The organism is Paenibacillus sp. FSL R7-0026 (genome assembly GCF_038004485.1).
Taxonomy (GTDB): domain Bacteria; phylum Bacillota; class Bacilli; order Paenibacillales; family Paenibacillaceae; genus Paenibacillus; species Paenibacillus xylanexedens_A.
The window spans coordinates 3320125-3344929 of the sequence record NZ_JBBORG010000001.1; the positions used below are offsets into that span (position 1 = coordinate 3320125).

Annotated in this window: 21 protein-coding genes and 1 pseudogene; 17 read left to right on the forward strand and 5 right to left on the reverse strand. The window is 42.3% G+C overall.

The features are described from left to right. Positions 1–6: 6 nt before the first annotated feature. A complete protein-coding gene (locus MKY44_RS14820; protein WP_341007670.1) occupies positions 7–1179 on the forward strand; it encodes an MFS transporter in 1173 nt (390 codons plus the stop codon). Positions 1180–1271: 92 nt separating this feature from the next. On the opposite strand, the gene MKY44_RS14825 is transcribed toward MKY44_RS14820, so the two are convergent. Further along, a complete protein-coding gene (locus tag MKY44_RS14825; RefSeq protein WP_341007671.1) occupies positions 1272–2024 on the reverse strand; it encodes a MurR/RpiR family transcriptional regulator in 753 nt (250 codons plus the stop codon). A gap of 289 nt (positions 2025–2313) precedes the next feature. Here MKY44_RS14825 and MKY44_RS14830 point away from each other — a divergent pair. From MKY44_RS14830 to MKY44_RS14840, 3 genes and pseudogenes are all read left to right on the forward strand, one after another. Continuing rightward, a pseudogene (locus MKY44_RS14830) lies at positions 2314–2744 on the forward strand (PTS sugar transporter subunit IIA). 501 nt (positions 2745–3245) lie between these two features. Beyond that, positions 3246–3884 carry an MFS transporter gene (locus MKY44_RS14835; protein ID WP_341009861.1) on the forward strand — a complete coding sequence of 213 codons (639 nt, stop codon included), beginning with the start codon at positions 3246–3248 and terminating at the stop codon, positions 3882–3884. After that, positions 3881–4354, forward strand: a complete 474-nt coding sequence (locus MKY44_RS14840; RefSeq protein ID WP_341007672.1) for an MFS transporter — start codon at positions 3881–3883, stop codon at positions 4352–4354. Before MKY44_RS14835 ends, MKY44_RS14840 begins: the two co-directional genes overlap by 4 nt. Positions 4355–4635: 281 nt before the next feature. Here the strand turns inward: MKY44_RS14840 and MKY44_RS14845 are convergent, their stop codons facing one another. Then, complete coding sequence (locus MKY44_RS14845) at positions 4636–5721, reverse strand: DUF1648 domain-containing protein (protein WP_341007673.1); 1086 nt, start codon at positions 5719–5721, stop codon at positions 4636–4638. 369 nt (positions 5722–6090) lie between these two features. On the opposite strand from MKY44_RS14845, the gene MKY44_RS14850 reads away from it, so the two are divergent. The 3 genes from MKY44_RS14850 to MKY44_RS14860 all read left to right on the forward strand — a co-directional run bounded on the left by MKY44_RS14850 (position 6091) and on the right by MKY44_RS14860 (position 8028). Continuing rightward, positions 6091–6936: a phosphotransferase gene (locus MKY44_RS14850; protein ID WP_341007674.1), complete on the forward strand. Its 846-nt coding sequence runs from the start codon at positions 6091–6093 to the stop codon at positions 6934–6936. Between the two features lie 117 nt (positions 6937–7053). After that, positions 7054–7434, forward strand: coding sequence for a hypothetical protein (locus MKY44_RS14855; RefSeq protein ID WP_341007675.1), 381 nt, complete (start codon positions 7054–7056; stop codon positions 7432–7434). Continuing rightward, a complete protein-coding gene (locus tag MKY44_RS14860) occupies positions 7435–8028 on the forward strand; it encodes a phosphotransferase enzyme family protein (protein ID WP_341007676.1) in 594 nt (197 codons plus the stop codon). A 253-nt stretch (positions 8029–8281) separates the two neighbouring features. Here MKY44_RS14860 and MKY44_RS14865 read toward each other — a convergent pair whose 3' ends face one another. Both MKY44_RS14865 and MKY44_RS14870 read right to left on the reverse strand, forming a co-directional pair. Then, a complete protein-coding gene (locus tag MKY44_RS14865; protein ID WP_341007677.1) occupies positions 8282–9685 on the reverse strand; it encodes an MFS transporter in 1404 nt (467 codons plus the stop codon). Positions 9686–10077: 392 nt separating this feature from the next. Continuing rightward, on the reverse strand, positions 10078–10611 hold the full coding sequence (locus MKY44_RS14870) for a YbhB/YbcL family Raf kinase inhibitor-like protein (protein WP_341007678.1): 534 nt from the start codon (positions 10609–10611) through the stop codon (positions 10078–10080). A 179-nt stretch (positions 10612–10790) separates the two neighbouring features. Between MKY44_RS14870 and MKY44_RS14875 the strand changes: the two genes are divergently transcribed. From MKY44_RS14875 to MKY44_RS14895, 5 genes are all read left to right on the forward strand, one after another. Continuing rightward, positions 10791–11456, forward strand: coding sequence for a GntR family transcriptional regulator (locus MKY44_RS14875; RefSeq protein ID WP_341007679.1), 666 nt, complete (start codon positions 10791–10793; stop codon positions 11454–11456). Positions 11457–11624: 168 nt separating this feature from the next. After that, the gene (locus MKY44_RS14880; protein WP_341007680.1) at positions 11625–12188 is read left to right on the forward strand and encodes a GNAT family N-acetyltransferase; all 564 of its coding nucleotides are present in this window, start codon (positions 11625–11627) and stop codon (positions 12186–12188) included. Positions 12189–12396: 208 nt separating this feature from the next. Next, positions 12397–12972 carry a TetR/AcrR family transcriptional regulator gene (locus tag MKY44_RS14885; RefSeq protein ID WP_341007681.1) on the forward strand — a complete coding sequence of 192 codons (576 nt, stop codon included), beginning with the start codon at positions 12397–12399 and terminating at the stop codon, positions 12970–12972. Between the two features lie 205 nt (positions 12973–13177). Further along, positions 13178–14218: an NADH:flavin oxidoreductase gene (locus MKY44_RS14890; RefSeq protein WP_341007682.1), complete on the forward strand. Its 1041-nt coding sequence runs from the start codon at positions 13178–13180 to the stop codon at positions 14216–14218. 101 nt (positions 14219–14319) lie between these two features. Continuing rightward, positions 14320–14517 (forward strand): hypothetical protein, encoded by a 198-nt coding sequence (locus MKY44_RS14895; RefSeq protein ID WP_341007683.1) that lies wholly within the window; start codon positions 14320–14322, stop codon positions 14515–14517. Between the two features lie 21 nt (positions 14518–14538). On the opposite strand, the gene MKY44_RS14900 is transcribed toward MKY44_RS14895, so the two are convergent. Further along, on the reverse strand, positions 14539–15558 hold the full coding sequence (locus tag MKY44_RS14900) for an alpha/beta fold hydrolase (protein WP_341007684.1): 1020 nt from the start codon (positions 15556–15558) through the stop codon (positions 14539–14541). A gap of 145 nt (positions 15559–15703) precedes the next feature. Between MKY44_RS14900 and MKY44_RS14905 the strand changes: the two genes are divergently transcribed. The 5 genes from MKY44_RS14905 to MKY44_RS14925 all read left to right on the forward strand — a co-directional run bounded on the left by MKY44_RS14905 (position 15704) and on the right by MKY44_RS14925 (position 24771). Beyond that, positions 15704–16612, forward strand: a complete 909-nt coding sequence (locus tag MKY44_RS14905; RefSeq protein ID WP_341007685.1) for a LysR family transcriptional regulator — start codon at positions 15704–15706, stop codon at positions 16610–16612. 66 nt (positions 16613–16678) lie between these two features. Next, entirely contained in the window at positions 16679–17395 is a 717-nt protein-coding gene (locus MKY44_RS14910) for a class I SAM-dependent methyltransferase (protein ID WP_341007686.1), read from the forward strand. Between the two features lie 255 nt (positions 17396–17650). After that, positions 17651–19582: a fructose-1,6-bisphosphatase gene (locus MKY44_RS14915; RefSeq protein WP_341007687.1), complete on the forward strand. Its 1932-nt coding sequence runs from the start codon at positions 17651–17653 to the stop codon at positions 19580–19582. A 611-nt stretch (positions 19583–20193) separates the two neighbouring features. Then, complete coding sequence (gene fabD, locus MKY44_RS14920) at positions 20194–23475, forward strand: ACP S-malonyltransferase (protein WP_341007688.1); 3282 nt, start codon at positions 20194–20196, stop codon at positions 23473–23475. A gap of 54 nt (positions 23476–23529) precedes the next feature. After that, the gene (locus tag MKY44_RS14925; protein ID WP_341007689.1) at positions 23530–24771 is read left to right on the forward strand and encodes an FAD-dependent oxidoreductase; all 1242 of its coding nucleotides are present in this window, start codon (positions 23530–23532) and stop codon (positions 24769–24771) included. The last annotated feature ends 34 nt before the right edge of the window (positions 24772–24805 follow it).

A 24805-nucleotide genomic window follows, 5' to 3' on the forward strand; every position in this document is an offset into this window, starting at 1 on the left:
TAGAAGATGAGAAAAAAAATATTTTTAATTATTGCATTATTTGTTGCTACATTGAATTTGCGCCCGGCTATTAATTCCATATCTCCGCTGTTAGGTACGATTCGGGAAGATCTGGGGATGAGCGCTGCACTAGCCAGCTTGCTAACTTCAATACCTGTACTATGTATGGGCGTATTTTCACCTTTTGCCGTCAAAGCAAGTGGGAGATGGGGAATAGAACGAATCATTGGATATTCCCTGATTGTGGTGGGAATCGGAATAGCCACTCGGCTATTTACACAGTCTACGTTCGTTTTACTTTTATCTGCATTGATCGTAGGTATCGGGATCGCTTCGATTGGCCCGTTAACTTCAGGTTTTATTAAAAAGTATTTTCCCGATCATGTTCCATCCATGATTGCACTCTATAGTATTGCGATCACTGTAGGGGCTGCAGTTAGTTCAATGGTATCCATTCCCTTAGAGGCATATTTCAATTCTTGGCAGACAGCGGTAGGAGGGTGGGCAGTAATTGCCTTTGTGGCAGCGATCGTTTGGTGGATCATGGTGAAGCCGCAATCTGAATCTGTTCATGTGAGTGAAATAAAAGAACGTCCGCAAATTAAACTTCCCTGGGGAAATAGAAGCGCATGGACGCTTACGCTTTCATTTGGATTAATGGCTATGTTGTTTTATTCTTTTACAGCGTGGCTCCCGTTAATGATTCAGGAAATGGGGTATAGCAAATCCTATGCAACGCTTTGTCTGACCATATTTGTTGTAATCCAAATCCCGATTAGCTTTATACTTCCTGTATTATTGAAGAACTTTCCTTCAAGAAGAGTATGGATGGTTGGTGAATCTCTGTTCATGATTGTTGGTTTGATTTTATTGATGATGAATTTCATACCGATGGTTTCCGTTGTGCTCTTTGGGATTGGAGCAGGGGGCTTGTTCACTTTAAACCTGATGTTACCGATTGATTCTACAACCAATGTGAACGATGCAACTTCCTGGTCAGCGATGCAGCAATCTGCTGGGTATGTCATTGGTGCACTTGGTCCAATACTGCTAGGTTGGATTCATGATGCTTCCAATAGTTTCACACCTGCTATGATTGGAATGATTGTGATCATCATCCTAATGATTATGACGCAAATTGCAGCAACACGAGGAAAACAAGTAACAGAAAGAGTCTAACGTAGTTATCCAGTTGAGAGCCATAACGACTTAAAAGAGAGTCCAGATGACTCTCTTTCTGGTGCGTATTTTTAGAAAGAACGAGTTCTCTCTTATAGCTCTAATTCTGTATTTACCATTTCTTTGAAAACCTCTCGTCCCAGCCATTCTAACAGGAACGTAACAGGAACCTGAGTGGTGATGTTAGTGGATTCGTAATACTCTTCTTTTACATAATAAGGGATACTTACATCTGATATTTTAGCCATGGTGGATTGGCGATTGTTCGTTATCGCCACAATTTTATTCTTCTCCTGCTTGATCCGTTGGAGATACGGTAGAACATACGGGTTTTCACCTCGCGTAGATAATGCAATCGTAACGCTATTTTTTTGCATTCTGGTATGAACAGGATAATGAGGATCTTTTATGTACACGGAGCAGATCCCTAAATTTGAAAAAAATCGGGCTCCATATTCGCCCATTATTCCAGAGCTCCCGATACCAATAAAAATGACGCTGCTGGCTTTAGCAATTAACTTTGCTGCCGTTTGAATTTTTTCCTCCAATTCAGGAGATTGAGAACGTTCAAAAAACTCATACACAGCATGATGTGGACTTTTTAACTCCTGCTTTGTTAGTTTATCCTTTTGAGAAATAAGCATCTTAAGTTTTACTTTAAATTCTGAAAATCCCTCACATTGATTCTTTCGGCAAAATCGCATAATGGTGGCTGTAGATACATGAGTTTCGTCGGCCAGCTCTCTAATCCGCATGTACGCCACTTTTTCCATGTTCTGTGAAATATAGTTATATAAAGATAGTTCCAATTCATTATAGGATGAGATTTGTTCACTGGTGAACATGGATATACACTCCCTTAGACCATAATAATAACAACCTGCTTAGGCAGTATACATTACCTCCCCCCAAAAAACAACGCGTTACATTTTTGTTACAAAAATCAACGCAGTCGCTGGGTCTTTTCTGGGAACCTTTTCTGTTAAAGCCTATTTCATTGGCACTGTAGGTCTTACGGGAGTTACTTATATTCTGGGCTTCCAGGAAGAAGCAGCTGCACCATCAGCAATGTCCGCAACTACACCTGTAGTAACCGAAGACACTAAATTACAGGATCAACAAATATTCAGCCACATGAATGGGGAAGTTAAGCCACTTAGCCTAGTGCCAGATCCTGCTTTTTCCGAAGAAATGATGGGTAAAGGATTTGCCATTCAACCTGCTGAAGGACGTGCAGTATCTCCGGTTAACGGCACAGTAATTTCTGTGTCCAAGAGTGGACATGCTATTGGTCTCGTAAGTGATCTTGGCGCAGAGATGCTGATTCACATCGGAATTGATACTGTAAAGCTGAAGGGCCAAATTGCTCACCAAAGGTACAGGCAGGAGCTAAAGTATCCGTAGGCGATGTATTGATGGAATTTGACCGTGAAGAGATCGAAAAAGCGGGTTACAATATGATTACTCCGGTCATTATTACGAACATGGATCAATATACCGATGTGCAATCGGCTGGGCGTACCACAATTAATGAAAAAGAATTGATGTACACAGTCAAAGCCTAATTTGATGTTATTAATAGCGGCAGTGATTCCAAGTTATTTCTGGAACGCTGCCGTTTTTGTCATGGTGCTGCATAGTAAAACCAAAAAAATTGTTCTTTCTACATAATATTAAAAAACACTGCGTTACTTTTGAGTAACAAATGTGATCTCATGTTAATTCAAACTAAAATGCCGAAAGGTATATATTTATTTGAATAATAAAAGTAACATAAGTTTTGCAAAATAAAATTTATTACAGACGGATAAGTAGAATTACTCTGAATATGGAGAAATCTCTTATGGATTCAACACTGAAAGGTGGAACACACAAATGAGTCTAACCATTCGATTAGCGGCTGTTTTAATGTGGGAAGGTCTTTAGCTACTAATTCAATAGAAGGGGCATATATAGAAAATGGTTTTGTCCCAGATGAGTGAATGTAAAATATTTATTTTAGTGAATAGTTAATTAATCTATTTTTCTAGAAATACAGAAATAAGAAGGTGCAATTGTTGAAAAATATGGGGAAAATATATTTATTAGCTGTAATTAGTTTTCTTAATGGATCATCAGAATATGTTATTGCCGGGATCCTGGACAAAGTAGCTGAGTCTAGCAACATTTCAGTTTCTTCTGCTGGACAGCTCATTACTGTGTTCTCTATAGCTTTTGGTGCAGGGACTCCTTTTTTAATTGCTTTCACATCAAAATTAGACCGAAAAAAACTCTTAGTTTATGCTCTAACTGTATTCTCTGTTGTTAACATTTTAATAGCAACGATAACAGGATATGAGATGCTCATCGTAGCTAGAATTATTTCAGCACTTAGTGCCGGTGTTATTCAGGTTACGCTCCTTACTCTTGCTGCGGTTTTGGCTGCTCCAGGAAAGCAAGGCAGTTCAATTGCTACTGTTATTATGGGAAATAGTACGGCATTAGTTATTGGTGTACCTATAGGCAGGGTTGTAGCTTCCCATTATGATTGGAACCTCATATTTATTGGTCTTGGAGTAACCGGACTTATTCTCTTATGCCTAGCGCTGCTGATCATACCTAAAGTAGTTGCGGAAAAAGCTGTTCCTTTGCGTGAGCAGTTCAAATTCATCGTGCAACCCCGTATCGCAGCAGCGTTACTGATTACGTTGATATCTTTAGCATGAGTGATCAAGGGGTAACGGTAGCCCTGTTTATATTTGGTATCGCTAGTGCTTTTGGTGCCAAATTAGGAGGAATTAGTACAGACAAATGGGGCACATTCCGCACACTAACTGGTGGAATGCTACTTCATGCCATTGTATTACTGCTGTTCCCGTTTATAGGCCAATCCGTATTGCTTCTATATATATTGCTTATTTTCTGGGCACTAGCGGCCTGGTCTTCAGGGACGCCAATCCAATTTCAGCTTATCAGTCTTGCTCCCGCTGCGTCAGGCATTGTTCTTAGTTTGCATAGTGCGATCGGACAAGTTGGAATGGCTGCAGGTGCGGGTATCGGGGGGATTGCTGTCAACCACAACTTGTTGAACTATATTCCATGGATCGGTGCGCTTGCCCTTGTGATTGGCGTTGTAACAACGTTGCTTGATAGCTCGCTATCTAAAAGAAAACAAACGAAACAATCTTTGCAATGAATAAACACTTGTATCATCTTCGTTTGTTACATGCCCGTTAACGATATACAAAACCTCTATAACAATAAGAAAGCAGCTGACCCAAGTGATCAGCTGCTTTCTTATTGTTATAATTCATAACTCATTAACCCAATGATAGTAGGTCCAACTGCACCAAAGTTTGATGTGATGGGATTAATTTCACAGCGAATGAAGCCGTAGACACGATCTCGTCAAGCTTATCGACGGTTTCCGCATACATTTATGTACCGATTGAGGCGAGTACTAGCCTCCAAGCCTTGTTACACCAAAACTAACAGTACGATAATTCCGAGAAAAATCAGCCAGCATACTGGGTGACCAAAATTTAATCCCCAGCCGACTCCGAATCTTTTCTCAACGATTAGGTTTGGATCCTTGCGATTGAAATAAATCATACCTAACAGCCATTTATCATCATCATGGACAGGTCTGAAATTGGAGCAATCTGCCGATTGCTCCAATCGGCTTCCGCCCTGACCAGCCCAGAACGATAAGGCTAAGGCGTATAGGATGATAAAGGCTATTATGATTAGGACAATGGGAATAGCGAAATTGATGTTAAGCAGAGATATCATATTTAGTTGCACGACGGACAACAGGATAACTATTAAGAAGCTTGCTGTAATCATAAAACCTGACCAAGTACGGCGGAAAGTTACGTCTTGTCTGATGGAACGGTTCGGATCAGTGGGTTGAACCTGCTGCTTCACTCTGCGAATACTCCAATTCTCAAATATGAACACAAGTAATAAGAAAACTTGCATTATCGTAGGCATAAACACAGAACTATAAGATTTAGCTGCATAGCCGTCTACGTTCCAACTGCTGTTGTAATGGATCGGAATCTGATCAGGAATTAGGTCGTAGTTGAGTAGCACAGTTACAATACCAACAATAATAATAAAAACATGGATGATAAACCGATTACTAGAAAATCTAATGTTTCTTTTCCGAAAACCAGTGTCCACTGCTATGATCGATGGTTCCAGAGCAATAGGCAGCATAGGCAGTAAACTTTTCATTTTGAAATGATAGTTAATGTTTATGACTAGGGAGATTACGACCATGGCGAGTGAATAAGTGACAATGATCCAACTTTGTTGCTTGGAATGTTCATCACCGTATATTAGGCAGATGATACAAACAATGAATAGGATGGTATGCAAGGTAGCACTAATCCTAGCATATAACTTCCGCATCTGGCGCAGAGGTTCGCTGTGAAATTGTACAGCGCTGACGGTGACCCCAAAACTAATCGTCTCTCTTGTTAAATAAGGCATGCTTACCATGAGTACAATGGTAGGTACAAATACAAAGATCATTACTATAACAGGCATTATCGTCATATCATTCGCCCCCTCTTATACATAAGTATGTATTCGAAAACTCTATAACCCTTAGAGCATATGCGATGCATCACTATGTCTTTTTGCGTATGATTATCCTTTTAACTTAGGTTAGGTTAGGTAATCGACTTGAATATAAATTAATTATAATTGATTTTACTGACTACATGGGTGAAATTAACATTTGTCAGACCTTTTTGCTATGCAGCGATACTCATCTGACAACTGAATTATGGCAAGTCCATCTGTTTGAAATTCTGTGTAGGTAAAGGGCAGTAAAGTTTAGTTATAATCAACTTATATCACCTTAAAATAAAGTTCACTTGGTAAAATTGTGAAGTATAAATCACATTAACTGGAGTGGATACTATGCTTTCTGAAGAAGATTATGCGAAGGTGGCGAAAGAAGCTTTACATCAATACCCAATCTATTGGGAAAAACTTGTGTATCTCGGAAAGAGTGATAATGTTACATTTCAAGTTCAGACCAACGATGATCATCAAAAGTTTCTTATCAAAATCCATATCTCAACGATTTCCATTCAATCAAAAGGGAATATCACATCAGAGCTTATTTGGCTTGAAGCTTTGGTTAAAGATACAAATCTCGTCGTACCTGTACCTGTTAGAAATCTTCAAGGTGATCTGGGAACAGAAATCTCAACTGATCTTAGCGAAAATACAATCATGGTGACTATTCATCATTGGATTCATGGAAGCGTACTTCAAAGAGAGCCAACAAGTAATGAAACTGAAAATTTAGAGCTTATCTCAAGCGAAGTGTTTGTTCATGTGGAAGAGTCAGCACATAAAATAGCAAATGTGATACAAAATCATAAACGTTTGCCAAGTAACTGGGGAGTTATTCATTCTGACCTTCATGAGAGTAACTATGTTTTTTATGAGGATACTCCTCGACCTATAGATTTTTCGAATTGTGGCTATGGCTTTTATTTATTTGATATGGCTGAAACATTTTTGCATCTTTCATCTGATAATAGGAAAGTATTTATTTCATCGTATAGCAAAGTAAATCAACTGGAAGAGAATTATGTCGAGTTATTAGAAGCATTTTTTATTTGGTCAATCATTAGGACTTTCGCATTCCATTCTCTAAATTCAAATGAACAACAATCCTTAGCGACAAATTTTCCATCAGTTATTGAAAACTATTTTAGGAAATATCTTAAAGGAGAAAAATTTTTGTTAAACTAAGGGGCAGGTTAGTGTAATCTGATGTGGCTTTTTGTGTAGAATTTGATTCTGAATCAAATTCAGTATATTTTCAATGAGCACCTGTTGTTACCATAAAAGTAAAGGGGGAGAGGTTATATGGATAAAAAGATTAAACTACTATATACACAAGATATATTGAGACAGTCCGCGCAATGTTTTGGTATACGTGAAGACTCAGTTTTCGAATTAAATGGGTTTCAAAACTTCGTTTATTCCGGGGTAGTTGGAGATCGAGAAGTTATTTTAAGAATCACCCATGTCACTCATCGGAATGAATTATTAACAAGAGCGGAACTAGATTTTATCATGTTCCTGGCTGATCGCGGAATGAAAGTAGCAAGGCCTATTCAATCTTTATCAGGGGATTTTATTCATATCATTGATGAGTCCTTTATTGTGACAGCTTTTGAGAAAGCACCAGGCAGAAATTCAGTCATCGCCGAGGAGAGCAATACGTTTTATGAAAATATTGGATAAATGGTCGGGAAAATACATAAGTTATCGCTTAATTACTCGTTCCAAAATCCACGCCATGAATGGAGTGGTAATACTCTATTAGAATCTTTTAAGAAGTATTGTCCGTTAGAATTACACAGTAACTATGATCGTTTAATTAATGAAATTAGTGCCCTGCCCAAGGAAAAAAATACATATGGTCTTATTCATGGGGATATCAGCCCTGGCAATTATCTTAATGATGGGGACAAAGCCTTTATTATTGACTATGATGAGGTGGAATATAGCTGGTTTGTTTCTGATATTGCTACACCATTATTTTATGAAATCCCAATTCCTTGGGTTGTGTCTGGAGATGTGAGGAAGGAGATTGCAAAACGGTACTATTGCAACTTCTTAAATGGCTATTGCAAGGAATACACTGTAAGCCAAAGCCAGTTAAACAAAGTTCCACTATTTATAAACTTAAGGCAAGTTAGAGTTTTAGCTGCGCTCTATAGAAGCAGAGACTTTAACGCTCCTGATTGGACTGAATGGTATGAGCAAGCCCGACGCTTTTACTATGAAAATTTATTAAATAACACTCCTTATATTGATATGGACTTTTTAAGTTAACGGGTACTTAGATTCTATGCTGTTAATTAGAATCACACTTATTACGATTCTCCGCACTGTCTGTAACGGCAAGTTTAAAGGCCATCCTTTATGGGATGGCCCTTCCTTTTCTGAGTTATAGATTCTCAGCAAGAAGAAATATCTCTTATTAACTTTAAATGAACTGGTATGCAGATTTTTTGATTAAGCAGGCTAGATTTGATCTTTGATGTTATCTAACCCGATCTGACCTAGCATTTCTATATTACTTTTACTAAGTAACTGGTTCGCTATTCCTCTTTTCGTCCTTAGCCATTTTACCTGTTCGCCTAAATTGGACATAATATAATGCCGCTACGACAACGATAAGAATGGGAAGTGTCAGGAAAATATTGCTATATACAAAAGTTGCACTGTTTTGTGGTATCGGATTTAAGCGAATGGTCGATGTGCCCAGATCTAGTATCTTGCCGATAACAGCTGTTGATGTGGCCGTAGCAATAAAAGTGACCATCGAGAATAATCCCATACCTACGCCGATATTCTCTTTTGAGAGTGTACGTGAAACCGTGTTTGACATTGCAATTTGCATGAACGATTGACCTAGAATACCAAAAATAAGAAAGATCGCAATAAATACTGGCGACATACCAACGACTGAAGACAAAGAGAGAAAACCGATAATAAGAAGTGCAGCTGCAGTAAACACAAGGAAACGATTTCCCTTATCATCTGCTAATTTACCGCCTTGTCGACCCAAAAGCGCGGCCATTAAAGACGAAGGCAGCATAACTATTCCGATGAAAACCGGTGACAAGTGGTTTACAGAAGAAAGTAGCTGAGGTGTAATGAATGGAAAGGCAAAGCCAATCCCGATCATGACGAAAGTAATAATTAGACCGAATGAAAACGGTTTGTTTCGAAATATGGCCGGGTTTATGAAGGGGTTTGGAGTATAGCGTATACGTAATACGAAAAAAATGAAAATAAGAATCCCGCCTAAGGCAAGCCAAACACTTCCGTTTGTTAAAGCCAGTAACAAAATGGCTACGGTACCTGCCAGAAGTATTCCACCAAGATAATCCATTTTTCCGGAAACTCCCTTTTCATCATCTAAATATTTCCGATACATCGGTAAAGTAAGTAATGATAAAAGCGAGATTACAAATAGTACCCGCCAGTTCCATGTACTGCTTACCACGCCGGCAATGATCGGACCAATGGCCAAACCGAGTGAAAATCCGATTGCAACGGTACCTAATGCACGACCGCGCCTATCAGATGTAAAGTAACGTACGGGTACAATCATAGAAATCGCCGGAATGACTGATGCACCAGCTGCCTGTACAATTCGCCCCACAATGACCATCCAATATTCACTAGCCACTAAGCCGATAACAGAGCCAATGGCAAAAAGTAGTAGACCAAACGTCAACAAATTCTTCAAGCTGTATCTGTCTGTCAATTTACCGTAAGTTACCGAGCCAATTGCGTACACAATCATATAGCCTGTGATGATCCAACTCGCTTGCGATGAAGAAATTTGAAATTGTTTACCGATATCAGGGAGTACAATATTAAACATGGTTGCATTCGTGACGGATATGATGAGTGTAAAGACAAGTAAACCAAGTAATAACTCTCCTTTATTTTTTTGAACGCTATGATTGGTTTGCATTGGAATGCCTCATTTCTATAGGATTAAACTGTATTGATGAAATAACGAGCCTGTATTCCTTTGATGATAAAAATTTCATCTATAAACCGACAATGTAATGTTTTAAATACTTCGCTGGCAGAGATGGTCAACGCTAATTTACTGAAAAGTCCTCAATGATGAGGACTTTTCAGTTTTTCTGGATATATTTTAAATTTCACTTTGTTTTTAATCTTGCTCCCACAGCCGCAAATGACGGTATGCTTCAAAATTATAATTGGCTGCTGGCAATTGGGGCATACATGATGATGTGGCTGATCGTTCAGCTTCACCACTTCCTCCGTTCTTGACTCCGCATTGCATGGAGTACTTTATTTTTCATATCATTCTTTCCTATGCTTCAACATCTTGGTTTACTTGATTTCCCCTGTTGCCATGAGAACTGCTCTCCCCAGCGTATGACTCAACATGGTGAATCCAAGGAGAGCTGGCGTGGAATTAGGGGCGACACTAATATTTTCGACATCCAGCGCATGAACGACAAAATAATATCGATGAGGACCGTGTCCCGCTGGAGGCGCTGCACCGATAAAGCGTTCGAGTCTCAAATCATTCGGTAGTTGCAGGGAGCCTTGCGGCAAACCGCTGGAATACTCGTCACCTGCGCCTGTAGGTAGCTCAGTTGCGCTGGCAGGGATGTTGATAACGGCCCAGTGCCACAACCCCGATCCAGTTGGGGCGTCCGGATCATATGCAGTTACGACAAAACTCTTTGTCCCGTCGGGTGCACCCGACCACTTCAAATGGGGCGAGAGATCTTTACTTCCCTCTAGTGTTGACATCTCCGAATAATGCTGGGTCGGTAGAGGATGTCCCTCCATAATGTCATTACTCTCCAACTGAAAGACTGCCACTTCTGGCAATTTGGAAAATGGATTGTTGTTCATTGTAAATTACCTCCTTTTATTTTCATTTTCGATAATACATTAAAGAATCGATTCTGTAAACTATAATCGTTTTTATAATACACTATCGAATTTTGTGTTTGTTTTTTATTGATAACGGTGTAAACTATCTACATACAATTACGTAGAATTATAATGTGTATGAAGGAAGGTGCTGCTTCATGGCCAAAAGGAATGGTTCGTCCACCTTAAGCGAGAATGTCAGGAAGAAACTACAATCCGATATTTTGACTGGACAATATGAACCAGGTTCTCCATTAAAAGTTTCGGAATTAGCTAAAGGTTTCGAAGTCTCAGTTGCTGTTGTTCGCGAAGCGTTGACGCGATTGGCGACTCAGGGTCTGGTACAGCAGAATCCTAACCACGGATTTTCAGTAAAGACGGCGTCGGAGGAAGAACTAAATAACATCATACAAGCGAGGTTAATCAATGAATCTGAAGCTTTACGCCTATCCATCGCCAATGGTGATCTCACATGGGAATCCAATGTAATTGCCGTGCATCATAAGCTATCGCAAACGGCAGAGTACAAGGAAGCGAATGACAAGCTTGTTGTCCGCGAAGAATGGTCCGAGATTCATCGTCAATTTCATTACGAGCTTATTGCTGCGTGTCCGAATCCAGTTCTCTTAGATATCTGCAGCAACCTTTGGGATTTGAGCGAATTTTATCGACATTGTTCCCCCCCGCAACAGCAAGTCCGCGATGGACTCGCTGAACATAAGGCATTAACAGATGCCGTTCTTAACCGCGATGGTGAACATGCTACACAGATCTTTAGAGCACACATCCAACTAACCGCAGAGGTCTTATTTGACAAGCAATAAGTTGTTTATATGATTCAAAAGTTTACATCGAAACTTATCGATTACCTGGGGAATTGGATAGGGACGGGGATACTTAATATTCGCATAAGCGATTTCTTGGTTAATCTAACTATTTTGTATGGAGCTGAGGCTATTGAAAACAATCGGCTAAAGCTGGAGGCGAATGAGATGCTGGAATTAGAGTTTACGACTATAGAGGAGTGGGATGAAGCATTGTGGGCGCGGATGGAGCGAATCTATCATGAGGCTTTTCAAAGCGGCGCTAAGACAAAAGCGATTCTACGCAGTATGCTGGACCGGAAGATTGGTTATTTACACACGGGCGTGCATCATGGAGAAGTGGTTGCGATGGCTGTTACTGGACTGGAGGGGAAGGTTGCGGAGCGCATCCTGATCATCGATTACCTCGCGGTTGAACAGAAGATGCGTGGGTGGGGCATAGGGACCTGGATGTTAGAACAGCTCAGAGCCTGGGCGTTAAGAGAACACCGGATCAAAGGTATGATTATCGAGGCGGAGTTCGGGACAACGGAGACTCATCAGGAACGCATTCAGTTCTGGCAACGCAACGGGTTCATCCTAACCTCCTATGTCCATCAATATAGAATGGTGCCAGAGCCGTATCAGGCAATGATGCTGCCACTGGATACAAGTACGCATGTGCCTGATGATGGTGAAGCACTGTTTCGTTATATCAATGCTTTTCACAAGGTTGCTTACCGGAAGAGTTAGACCGCATTCAAGTGAAAAGGTTAGGAACGTGGTATCAATATCGATTAGAATATTTATCGAGGCACCTGTCTTCACACTTTGGGGAGAATCGGTGCTTTTGTTCATCTATACAAAAATTTATGTTTATCCATTGTGACCATCCTCTTTCAAACAGGATGTAAAATGATCAGTTCTTGACTGCATGGTCAATAACTGATACATTAATCCCATGAGTAGACCAAGAGAATTTGATGTCGATCGTGTATTACACCAGTCTATGGAAGTGTTCTGGAATCAAGGCTTCAAAGCAACTTCTTATGAGGATCTTACGCGTACTACAGGAGTAAAAAAGCAAAGTTTGTACTGTGTTTTTAAAGACAAGCGATCGTTGTTCCTGAAGGCGCTGGCACTTTACCGTGAACAGGTTATAGCGAAACTGAAAGAGATTGAAACCCTGGATTCGTCTCCCGTTGATAAACTGGATGCCTTACGATATTCCCTTTTAGACGATGAAACTAGTTGCCAAGGGTGTCTAATTGTGAATGCATCACTCGAATTCGGAACAGATGACGAGCAGGTCACACGCGAAGCTGAGCTCATGGCAGAAGAGATTCAACTGGTATTAGAGAAGATCATAAGTAGTGGCCAGAAACAACAGTTAATTTCCAACCGGTATACGAGTATAGAGCTTGCATCTTATCTAAATAACACCATTCTTGGTGTGAGAGTTATGGAGAAATCAGGTTCATCCCGTGAACAGATCGAGACGGTTCTGCGTACTTCATTTGGCATGATCATGTCTTGATCTTTTTTTTGTAAAATTCTTGACTACGAAGTCAAAAATAAATGAAGGCGGATTAATGCACCACGAAACCTTGAAGGAGGTGGGGCTTTTCGATAAAAATCGTGTATTGATTCATTTGGAAATAACGTCTAGCTGTTAACCAGGCTGGTTGCTGTTTAACATCTCCTAGGTCAATTTATATAAAACGAAATATGTGGAGGTTATTATGAATTATTCTCAATCCGTAGAAGCATTGTTCCAACCTATAGAGTTAGGTCACTTGAAGTTATCCAATCGGATCGTGATGGCGCCGATGACGCGTCAATTTTCTCCGGACGGTATCCCGGGTTCGAATGTTGCGGGCTATTACCGCCGCAGAGCAGAGAACGCAGTGGGGCTTATTGTGACGGAAGGGACAATAATTAATCATCCGGATGCATCCAATCAAGCCAATGTGCCGCACTTTTATGGCGAAGCTGCAATGAATGGTTGGGCACATGTTGTATCTGAAGTACATGAAGCTGGTGGTCGAATTATTCCACAGATCTGGCATATGGGAGCCAAAGGTCATGTTAATGATTATTCGGAAGCTGAGATTGCTACAATCGTTCAGGAATTCGCACAAGCAGCCTCAGAAGCGAAACGCGTTGGATTCGATGGTGTTGAAATCCATGGAGCACACGGCTATCTGATCGACCAATTCCTGTATGAGAAAACCAACTCCCGTACGGATCGTTACGGTGGAGATATGATGGCTCGCACACGTTTTGCAGTTGAAGTGATTGAGGCTTGCCGTAAAGTAGTGGGATCGGAATTCCCTATTGTACTGCGTTTATCTCAGTGGAAGACAGATGATTATCAGGCTAAATTGGCTGAAACTCCGGAATTACTGGAGCAGCTTCTCGCACCGTTGGTTCAAGCCGGAGTTGATATCTTCCACTGTTCCACACGCCGTTTCTGGGAGCCGGAATTCGAAGGGTCTGATCTGAATTTTGCTGGATGGACCAAAAAACTGACTGGTAAACCGACAATCACTGTTGGATCGATTGGTCTTGATGGTGACTTTACAAGTCTCTTCACAGAAGGTAAAGGCGCAAGTAACGCCAGTATCGAAGGATTGGTACAACGACTTCAGAATAATGAGTTTGATCTGGTTGCTGTAGGCCGTGCTCTTCTAGTCGACCCTGAATGGGTTAAGAAAATTCAAGAAGGACGTACTGATGATCTGGTTCCATTCACAAGAGAGGCGATGACTGTACTTACTTAATTGTAGTTATAATCATTAGGAATATGTATTAATCAAACACACCTTCAAGAGAATGAAACCTTGTCGTAAGATAGGGAGATCATCTTGGAGGTGTGTTTGTAATGGCAACCAGAGTGAGTTATCCGGTGGAATTAAAGATGAAAGCCATAGAAATGAGACTGGCAGAGGATGCAAAGAAACATCGGAATAAGATCCTCAACTTCATTATTGCTGGTTCCTTCATTTCTACATCATCACTCAACAACACCACTGCTTGGGGGGAGCTCTCCCTCCGAAAGATCAATGCTTCTCTTCACTGAGTTCCCAACGCAAGTGACGATCTATTCATTAATGCTAAGTGACAACAAGTGTTTTAGATTGTCATCAATAAATTGATTATCGGCACTGTTGATTCCACGACCGGCAAAATGGCCCCAGATCGATTGGATTGGTTTCAAGACAGCATTAGGTATACGCTTAGCTTCGTATTCATTATCGTCTGCTGTGCAGAAGAGATCCGTGCTTCCCGGCATGATACATGCAAATGCTTTTATGCTCTGAAGTGCTTTATCAAAGTCTCCGTTATAGGAGGGATTTGCACTGATATCTGCATGTTGTCCTGTCCATAACATGGCCAGAACATTATGCGGATCCATATTCATAAAGCTATTTTCCCAAACACCAGCTACAAAATCCTCCAATGTGTCAAATCCCATCTCACGGTAAAGCTCTTCTCTATAAAACGCATGTGATAGTCCCCATCCCGCATAGACCCGACCAACGGCACGCATGTCTATCGAACTTAGTTGGTTTAATTTACTTGAGTCGAAGCCGACTGCAGATAGCAGTGAAGCTTTCACGCCTTCCAGGACCACAAATGTGTGAGGCCAAGGTTTGGCGATGCCTCCAAAAGGTGCGATTCGTTCAACCATCTCCGGGTAACTTGCTCCCCATTGAAATGCCTGAATGCCACCCATCGACCACCCGACGACAAGAGCAATCTTTTCAATACCGAATTTTTCGGTCAGCAGTTGGTGCTGGAATCGAACGTTGTCATAGATGGTTACCTGTGGAAAGTTAGCCCGATCGAATGGAGGAGGCGTGTTACTGGGAGAGGAAGAGAGGCCATTGCCCATCAAATTGGGAACGATAATAAAATATTTCTCTGGATCGAGTGCCATCCCACTGCCAATGAGCCATTCATTTTGAACATGTTGATCACCAAAAGCCGTTGGATAGACAATAACATTATCTTTCTGTTCATTTAATTTTCCGTATGTTTTATAAGCAAGAAAAGCATTTGGTAACGTCACTCCTGATTGTAAGATGACATCACCCAAATTAAAAATTTCATAATCCATCGTATAATTGCTCCCTTCAAAATGAAAAACCACAGGTTCACTGTGATCTCTTGTACTCAGTATAGAGCTGTGATACTCTCAATAAAAGTGAACAGAATTCATAATAGTATTCAATAAAATTGAAAGATGAAGGGGGGATTATCGGATGGAATTGCGTCAACTGAATACGTTTTGTACGGTTGCAAAAACATTGAATTTCACGCGGGCAGCAGAAGTGCTGAGCTACGTTCCTTCCAACGTCACGATGCAAATTAAAGCATTGGAAGATGAGCTAGGTGTTCGCCTCTTTGATCGGTTGGGCAAGCAACTCGCGCTCACAACTGCAGGTAAACGCTTTTTAACACACGCCCAAGGCGTTCTTGAAAAAATGGACGAAGCTCGTAGTGCTGTCCATGATAATGAAAAACTAAGTGGTACCTTAACGATAAGTGCGAATGAGGTAATTTGCTCTTACCGGCTTCCACCTGTCTTCCAACGTTTTCGTTCGCAGCATCCGGGAGTTCGTCTCATCTTCCGCTCAGTTCCGAACCAAGAGCTCAAACAAACGCTCTTTGAGGGAACCACGGATATTGTTTATATGTTGGATGAACCCATTCGCTCGAGTGGACTTTCCGTGGAACCTTTGCTGGAAGAACATTTCCGATTGTTAGCTACTCCAGATCACCCACTCGCCAAACGAACTGTGCTGCAATTGGAAGATTTTCATTATGAAGTGTTCCTGACAAATGAGAAGGGTTGTCCCTATCGAACGATGTTTGATCGGTCATTTGAGAAAGAGGGCATTGATAACATTACATATTTAGAGTTTCAAAGTGCTGAAGCCATTAAACAATGTGCAATTTCAGGAATCGGTATTGCCTTTCTTCCTGAGATCGTCGCGGAATCTGAAGTTGAACGTGGAGAACTTGTTGTCCTCCCATGGCAAATTCCGGACTTGCAGGTATATACACAGATGTTGTGGCATAAAGACAAGTGGCTTTCACCAATGATGTTATCTTTTATAGAAGCAACCAGGGTAGTTTTTGGTTCACAGAGTGAGAATAAAACCGTATAGCTTATGTACGAGACATCAAACTGTTAAGCACAGTAAAACGCTGTTGAAAGAGGGGAGACATTATTTATGATTCCATTAGTATACGACCAGATTAACCATTGGGGAAAAGACGATGAATTTTTCCTTGCATTGTTAAAGAGATTACAAGTTGAATCTATAGCTGACCTGGGCTGTGGAACAGGAAGATGGACTACTCATCTTGTTCCGTGCGGCTATAAAATTACCGCTATAGATCCCAATGAAGAAGCGATTGAAATGGCGCGAAGTAAAGATGATTCTGGAAATGTGAATTGGATTATAGGTGATAGTGCGGAATTACAAACCAATACCTATGATGCGGTAATTATGACAGCCAATGTTGCACAGGTATTTCTTACAGATGACAGTTGGAAGCGAGTAATCTCAGACGTATTCCGATCCCTAAAAATTGGGGGTCACTTTATTTTTGATACAAGAAACCCTTTGGTAAAAGTATGGGAAGAATGGGAGAAGGACAAAACTCCTGACTTAGCTAAAGATAGGCTGAGTGGAGAACCTTTAGAAATCTATACAGAATATGAAGGGTTTGAGGGAGATATTTACACTTTCTATGAAATTGTAAAAAATACTAAAACAGACAATGTGTTAGTTCATGAAAAAATTCAGCTGAGGTTTCGAAATCAAGAAGAATTCGATGAGTCGCTGAAACAAATAGGTTTTTCAAAAATTAAAACATATGGTGATTGGGAATTCAAAGAAGCAAATTCTGAGAATAGATCGTTTATTTTTCATTGTGTAAAATAGCAGTTAGTAAAAAAATCTCAAGGGACCAGAGCAGATTGAACACACTTCTTATTCCTAAAATAACTACAAACATTGTTCATTCAAATCCATTCAATGAAATTTGTTCATATATGATGAACTGGAGTATGATGGGGGAAGGCGTTGCTGATAATTATCATATAATCAATGCCAATTATAGAGTGTAATTTGATATAGGTCTAAAGCTTTTGGACCCGGCTATACAACACCATACTACCTTGAAGGGGGACATCTGTTTTGGATGAGCAGTTTCTAGATTTATTGGCCGTAAAATATGATACGGAAGAAAAAATCATAACAGAGATCATCAACCTTGAAGCGATCTCCAATCTCCCGAAGGGAACAGAGCATTTTGTCAGTGATTTGCATGGGGAGTTCCAGGCTTTTCAGCACGTACTACGAAACGGTTCGGGTACCGTCAAAGAAAAAATCAAAGAATTATTCCGGGAGGTTTGGACGGATCAAGAAATCAATGATTTTGCGGCGTTGGTTTATTACCCGGAAGAAAAAATACAGCTGGTTATAGGGGAACTGAGCAATAAACAGGCTTTGAACCAGTGGTATAGACTAACAATTGAACACATGCTTAAGCTTATTTCTTATGCCTCTTCCAAGTATACACGCTCAAAATTGCGCAAAGCGCTGCCGGAGCAATATGTATATATTGTAGAAGAGCTTCTATACAAGACGGATTCGACCAACAATAAGGATCCTTATTACGAGGAAATATATCGACAAATTATATCCTTGGGCCAGGCGGACAATCTCATTATCGGCCTTGCCTATACGACACAGCGCCTGGTGGTTGACCATCTTCATGTGGTTGGAGATATCTATGACCGGGGGCCATACCCCGATAAAATTATGGATACACTAATCAACTACCATTCTGTAGACATTCAGTGGGGTAACCATGATGTCCTCTGGATCGGAGCCTACGCGGGTTCTTTGGCCTGCCTTGCGAATATTATTCGGATCTGCGCCAGATACGACAATCTGGACATCATTGAAGATGTATACGGAATCAATCTGCGCCCACTGCTAAACCTGGCGGAGAAATATTATGAAGACAATCCGCCCTTTAGACCTAAGCTACAGGCTGGCCATAATGTATCAGAGCAGGAAATTCTGCAGATCACCAAAATTCACCAAGCCATTGCCATGATTCAGTTTAAACTTGAAATCCCGATTATCAAGAGACGCCCATACTTTAATATGTCTGAAAGACTTTTGCTGGAGCAGATTGATTACGACAACAATGAAATCAACATCTGCGGTAAAACGTACGTGCTGGAAAACACCTGTTTTGCAACCGTAAATCCGCAGAAGCCTGAACAATTGCTGGAGGAAGAACGCCAGGTGATGGAAAAGCTGCTGTTCTCCGTTCAGCATTCCGAAAAGATGGCCAGACATATGAATTTTCTCATGAAAAAGGGTAGCCTTTATTTAAAATACAACGGGAATTTGTTAATCCACGGCTGTATTCCTTTGGATGAAGAAGGAAATATGGAAGAAATGCAGATTGAAGACAAGACATATGCGGGCCGTCAATTGCTCGATGTTTTTGAAGAAAACTTACGTTACGCCTTTGCGCATCCGGAAGAAACAGAAGATCTGGCGACGGATATGGTATGGTACATCTGGACAGGGGAATGCTCCTCGCTCTTTGGAAAGAGAGAAATGACCACTTTTGAACGGTATTTTATCCAAGATAAAGAAGCACATAAGGAGAGAAAGAACCCTTACTACCATTTACGTGAAAATGAAGAGACCTGTCGAAAAATCTTACAGGAGTTTGATTTGAATCCCGATCATGGACATGTCATTAACGGTCACACGCCAGTCAAAGAAAGTCGTGGAGAGAGCCCTGTTAAAGCAAACGGAAAAATGATCGTGATTGACGGCGGTTTCTCCAAAGCCTATCAATCCACAACGGGCATTGCCGGATATACCTTGTTGTACAATTCCTTTGGCATGCAGCTCGTCGCCCATCAGAAATTTAACTCAAAAGAAGATGTGTTATGTAACGGAACGGACGTATTATCTCTAAAAAGATTGGTGGACAAAGAACTGGCACGGAAACTGGTGAGGGAAACCAATGTCGGGGAAAAGCTACTGCAGAAAATCTCAAATCTGAAGGATCTTCTAGAATATCGCTACATGAAATGAAACGATTGCTACAAGTACACATCCGGATCAACCGTTTGAGTGCAATTTGACGTAGACGCTCGTATTGGGCAGGGAAGTAATAATCCCCTGCCTGTGCGAGCCTTTCTTTTGTTACAGTGAAGACCATTCCTTCTGCTGGATACAAAATCTGGTCTAGTCTTCATAAAACGTCGGAAGCTTGAATATATCTTTTCTTCAGAAAGACAAAGCATAAAAGTAACATCAATTGTTATTTATTTGATCGTTATCTATTTATTGAATCATTCCGAGATTCTGATTTATGGAAAATAAATAATACAAATCCATACCATTTTTCTATTTTTATATTTAAAATACGATGTTATTCATCATTTTACGATATGCAATGACTATATTTACAAAATCCATCATTTACAAAAATTACAAAATTGATTATAGTATATTCAACAAGCTTTTCAACTAATTCAATCGTTGTTTCGGCACGTTGAAGATAGGAAAATGCACATATAATGATAGTTTTGTGTTAAATTACAAGCTTCTGTCCCTTATCATCCGGGATAGCGGAGTTTATTTGATATGTCTATTGATGTGCTTGTAAGGAGGTGCTCAGACTGAGCGATCCCGTTGTTTTTATGTTTTCTGGACAAGGATCGCAGTATCCGCAGATGGGGAAGGAGCTGTTTGAGCAGGATGCATTGTTCAGGGAAACAATGCTTGCTCTGGATCAAACGGTTTTGGAATGCGGGGGCGAGTCAATCGTCCAGTATATGTACGGCGAATCGTCAACCGATGAGGACCGCTTCGAACGTACCATTCTGTCGCATCCCGCCATCTATATGGTGGAGTATGCACTTGCCCAATCGTTATTGACTCGTGGCGTGATACCTGATTACGTCCTTGGCAGCAGCCTTGGGGAATTTGCCGCCGCTGCCATTGCGGGCGTATTCAGTGCAAAAGATGGCTTGCGCTCTGTTATGAAGCAGGCGATACGATTCGAGCAACATTGCCCTTCTGGCGCGATGTTAGCAATATTGGGAGATGCATCTCTATATCCGGAACTTCCGGAAATTGAATATTGTACCTTGGTGTCCGTCAATTATGACGGGCATCTTGTTATTTCCGGACCGGTGCATGCACTGACAAAAGCACAGGAGTGGCTCACATCACATGCTGTGTTAAGTCAGATGCTCCCGGTTTCTTTTGCCTATCATTCTCAATGGATTGATAGCGCAGAGGCTGCATACACGGAGGATTTGCAGGCATTTACATTTGCCGCGCCTCATATACCGTTAATCTCCTGTATGACTGGAGGGGAGGCTCCCCGAATTGCACAAAATCACTTCTGGCATGTTGCCCGAAAACCAATTCTCTTTCGCGAAGCAATACAAAAGCTTGAATCTGCCGGACCGCATCACTATATCGATATCAGTCCGGGCGGTACGCTTGCAGGTTTTGTGAAGCGGCTTGCAGAAAAACAAGCTTCATCAGCGGCAGTCGTTTTGTTATCTCCCTTTTACAGGGATAAGGAACAATTGGAGAGCGTGGCCAGGCAATATCAACAGCCGTCCATGAACATTCAGAGGGGAGAGCAGAACATGAGGGCTTATGTATTTCCAGGGCAAGGCTCGCAGTTCAAGGGCATGGGGCACGACGTTTGGAATCTTTATCCGGACCTGGTCCGCACCGCAGATGAAATATTGGGATATTCCATACGCGAGCTGTGTCTTGAAGACCCCGGAGACCGACTCAAACGTACGGAATACACCCAGCCGGCCCTGTACACCGTGAATGCCCTGATGTACTACAGGGAACTTGAGCAACAGGGGAAGCCGGACTATGTAGCGGGACACAGTTTGGGTGAATTTAATGCGTTGCTGGCTGCAGGCGTGTTTGATTTTGCAACCGGACTACGTATCGTCCAGTTCCGCGGTGAATTAATGGGAAGGGCAGAGGGCGGTGGGATGGCAGCTGTGATCGGGCTGAATTCGGATGTTGTGGGTAAGAGTCTTGCGCAGCATGGCCTTGACCACTTGGATATCGCTAATATGAACAGTCCCAGTCAGATCGTTATTTCGGGTCCGCAGGACTTGCTAATCCAGGCGAAGTCTGTGTTTGAGCAGGAAGGTGCATCCAATTACGTCATCTTGAATGTGAGCGGCGCATTTCACTCCAGATATATGGAAGCAGCCAAGCAGCAATTTGCTGCATATCTCAAGCAATTTCAGTTTGCTGCCCCGACGCTATCCGTTATTTCCAATGTTGGGGCAAGACCCTATACAATTGATCATCTGCAACACAACATGGTGGAGCAGTTGACGTCCTCTGTTCAATGGACCGATACCATTCGATATCTGATGGGAAAAGGGGTTAACGATATTGTACAGATTGGACCCGGGACGGCTCTAAGCAAACTCGTAAAGGCTATCCAGACTCAGGCTCAGCCACTTTTTGTGGAGAAATTATCTGTTGAACCACCTCCGGCTTCACCCGCAGTGATAAAGGACGTACCTAAGGATGAATCATTGCGAGTGTCTGAAACCGCTGCCCATCCGTTCAGCAGTTCGCGGCGTTTCCAATCTGAACGGATGGGCAGCGCTGAATTCAGGCAGGATTATGGTGCCAGGCTGGCATACGTTGCGGGAGGCATGTTTGGCGGCATTTCATCTGTGGCAATGATCACAACACTTGCAAAAGCGGGTATGGTCGGCTTTCTCGGAACAGGTGGACTGCGCGTTGAAGAAGTGGAGGAGGCGGTGATGTCCATCCGCCAAGAATTGCCTGTCCAACATTGCTGGGGATTAAATGTGCTTCACGATCCTCTCCACCCTCAGCGCGAGGAAGAGATGGTCAAGTTAATGCTTAGATTGGGCCTGAACAAGATGGAAGCAAAAGGATTTCTGGGTATGACTCCGGCAATTGTCCACTATCGGGTCAAAGGAATCTATCGCAGATCCGATGGTACTGTGGCTTCATCTCATCTTCTTCTCGCCAAATGCTCTCGTCCAGAGGTAGCAGAGCTGTTTATGAGTCCAGCTCCGCAACATATGCTGGACCAATTGCTGGTTGAAGGACGTATTTCCGCTGAACAGGCCCAATGGGCGCGGCAATTGCCGATGGCGGATGACATCTGTGCAGAAGCCGACTGTGCCGGATATACCGATGGTGCAGTATCCATGACCCTGCTGCCTGCCATGCTGTCCCTGCGCAATCAGATGATGAAAAAGCATGGCTACGCCAAAGCAATCCGGGTCGGTGCAGCTGGGGGTATTGGTACTCCCCAAGCGGCTGCGGCAGTATTTGTCATGGGGGCGGACTTTATTCTGACCGGCTCGATTAATCAATGTACGGTCGAAGCCAATACTAGCCAACTCGTAAAGGAACTGCTTCAGCAAATCAACGTTCAGGATACCGGATATGCGCCCGCAGCAGGCATGTTTGAACTGGGAGGCAAAGTACAGGTGCTGAAGAAAGGTGTTTATTTTCCTGCGCGTGCTAACAAACTGCATGAGCTGTATCGCCAGTACGACAGCATTGACGAGATCGATGAGAAAACAAAAACAAGGCTTCAGGAGCAGTATTTCAAAAGGAGCTTTGACAGCATTTACGCGGAGATGGAATCCGTTCTTACGACCCAGGAGAGAGCACTTGCCCAACGTAGTCCCAAGGCCAGAATGGCCGTTATTTTCAAATGGTATCTGGAGCACTCCGCCAAACTGGCGCTTCAGGGGGATGAGAATCATCAGCACAGGGTGGACTTTCAGGTATATTGTGGTCCGGCACTCGGTGCTTTTAATCAGTGGGTACAAGGAACAACGCTCGAATCCTGGACACAGCGCCATGTGCATCTGATCGGAGAGAAGTTAATGGAAGAAACAGCCCAGCTGCTTAACGAAAGCCTGCTTCAACTGGTATAAAACGGCCCAGCACAATTAGATGCGCAGTGAGACAAGCCAATAAGGAGGAATCGAATGGATATTGAAAGTGAAGTGCTTATTGTGGGGGCGGGCATTGCAGGCGTGGCGCTGGCACTGGCCATGGGCAGAAAAGGTCGACAGGTGGTGTTGATTGAACGCTCAAAACAATTTCCTAACATTCCCAAAGGTGATTTTCTTCAGCCCATAACGATCGATCTGCTGGACAAGCTTGGCGTTCTTCCTGAAGTAACCAAACACTGCGCTCATGTAGCAAGGGTAAACTACGGCACGCTTGGGGGTGTCAACTGTTTTACGGGCAGCTATGAAGAAATGGACATGCCTGTGCGTTATGCGCTGAACGGGGATCATCACCACATTCATCAAAGCCTGTTTAATGCCATTGAGGAAATGCCCAATGTACGCTTCTACCCCGGCATGAACGCAGGCAAACTGTTGTTCACCGATCATTATGTGAGCGGAATCGAAGCAGGTTCGGCGGGCAAAACGGTACGCATCGGCAGCAAAATCCTTGTCGGGTCAGACGGCATCAAGTCCAAAATTCGTGATCAGCTGGGGCTTAAGTATCACCTTTATCCTTATGAGGAAAAGATGGCAAAAATGTTCGCTTTTACTTTTCACGATGTCACACATACCAGGGAAGAGGCCAGCTTTTTCTTTGGCGAAGGTGTAAGCTGCGGAGTCTTTCCTTTGCCCGGCCAAAGGCTGAGGATCTACCTAGCTTTGCGAAAGGATATATGGCAGCGCATCCGTGAGGACGGTATCGAATCGTTGCGCGGCATGCTGCTGTCCCTGTGTCCTCACTTGCAGCAAGAAATATCGCAGATCGTGGATTTCAAACAGGTTCAATCCATTCCGGCCTATTATCTGCATACCAAAAAATGGGCGATTAACGGTGCCGTTCTGCTAGGAGATGCATGCCATGCACTAAGTCCGGCACTGGGACAGGGAATGAATCTGGCGATTCAGGGTGCTGTCGAACTGTCGAATACGTTGGAAGAAGCGCTCATTACCGATGACTGCTCGGAAAGTCAGCTTCGCCTGTATGAGAAAAAAAGAAGAAAATATGTGCGTCTCATCCAGCGCAACAGCACAGCTCATACCTATTGCTGGTTTGTGAAAAACCGCGCCTTTGTGACGCTTCGCAATGCTGCTTTTCGTCGAATCGGCAAGTGTCCCAATCTGCTGAAGGAACAAATGCTGACTACGTCGGGATACAGTGACAAACCACCGTCATTCTCACACATGCTGCGCTTTGCGGGAATTATGAAGCCTTGATGAGATGCAAGGTCAGTATGCCGATACCAAAGGA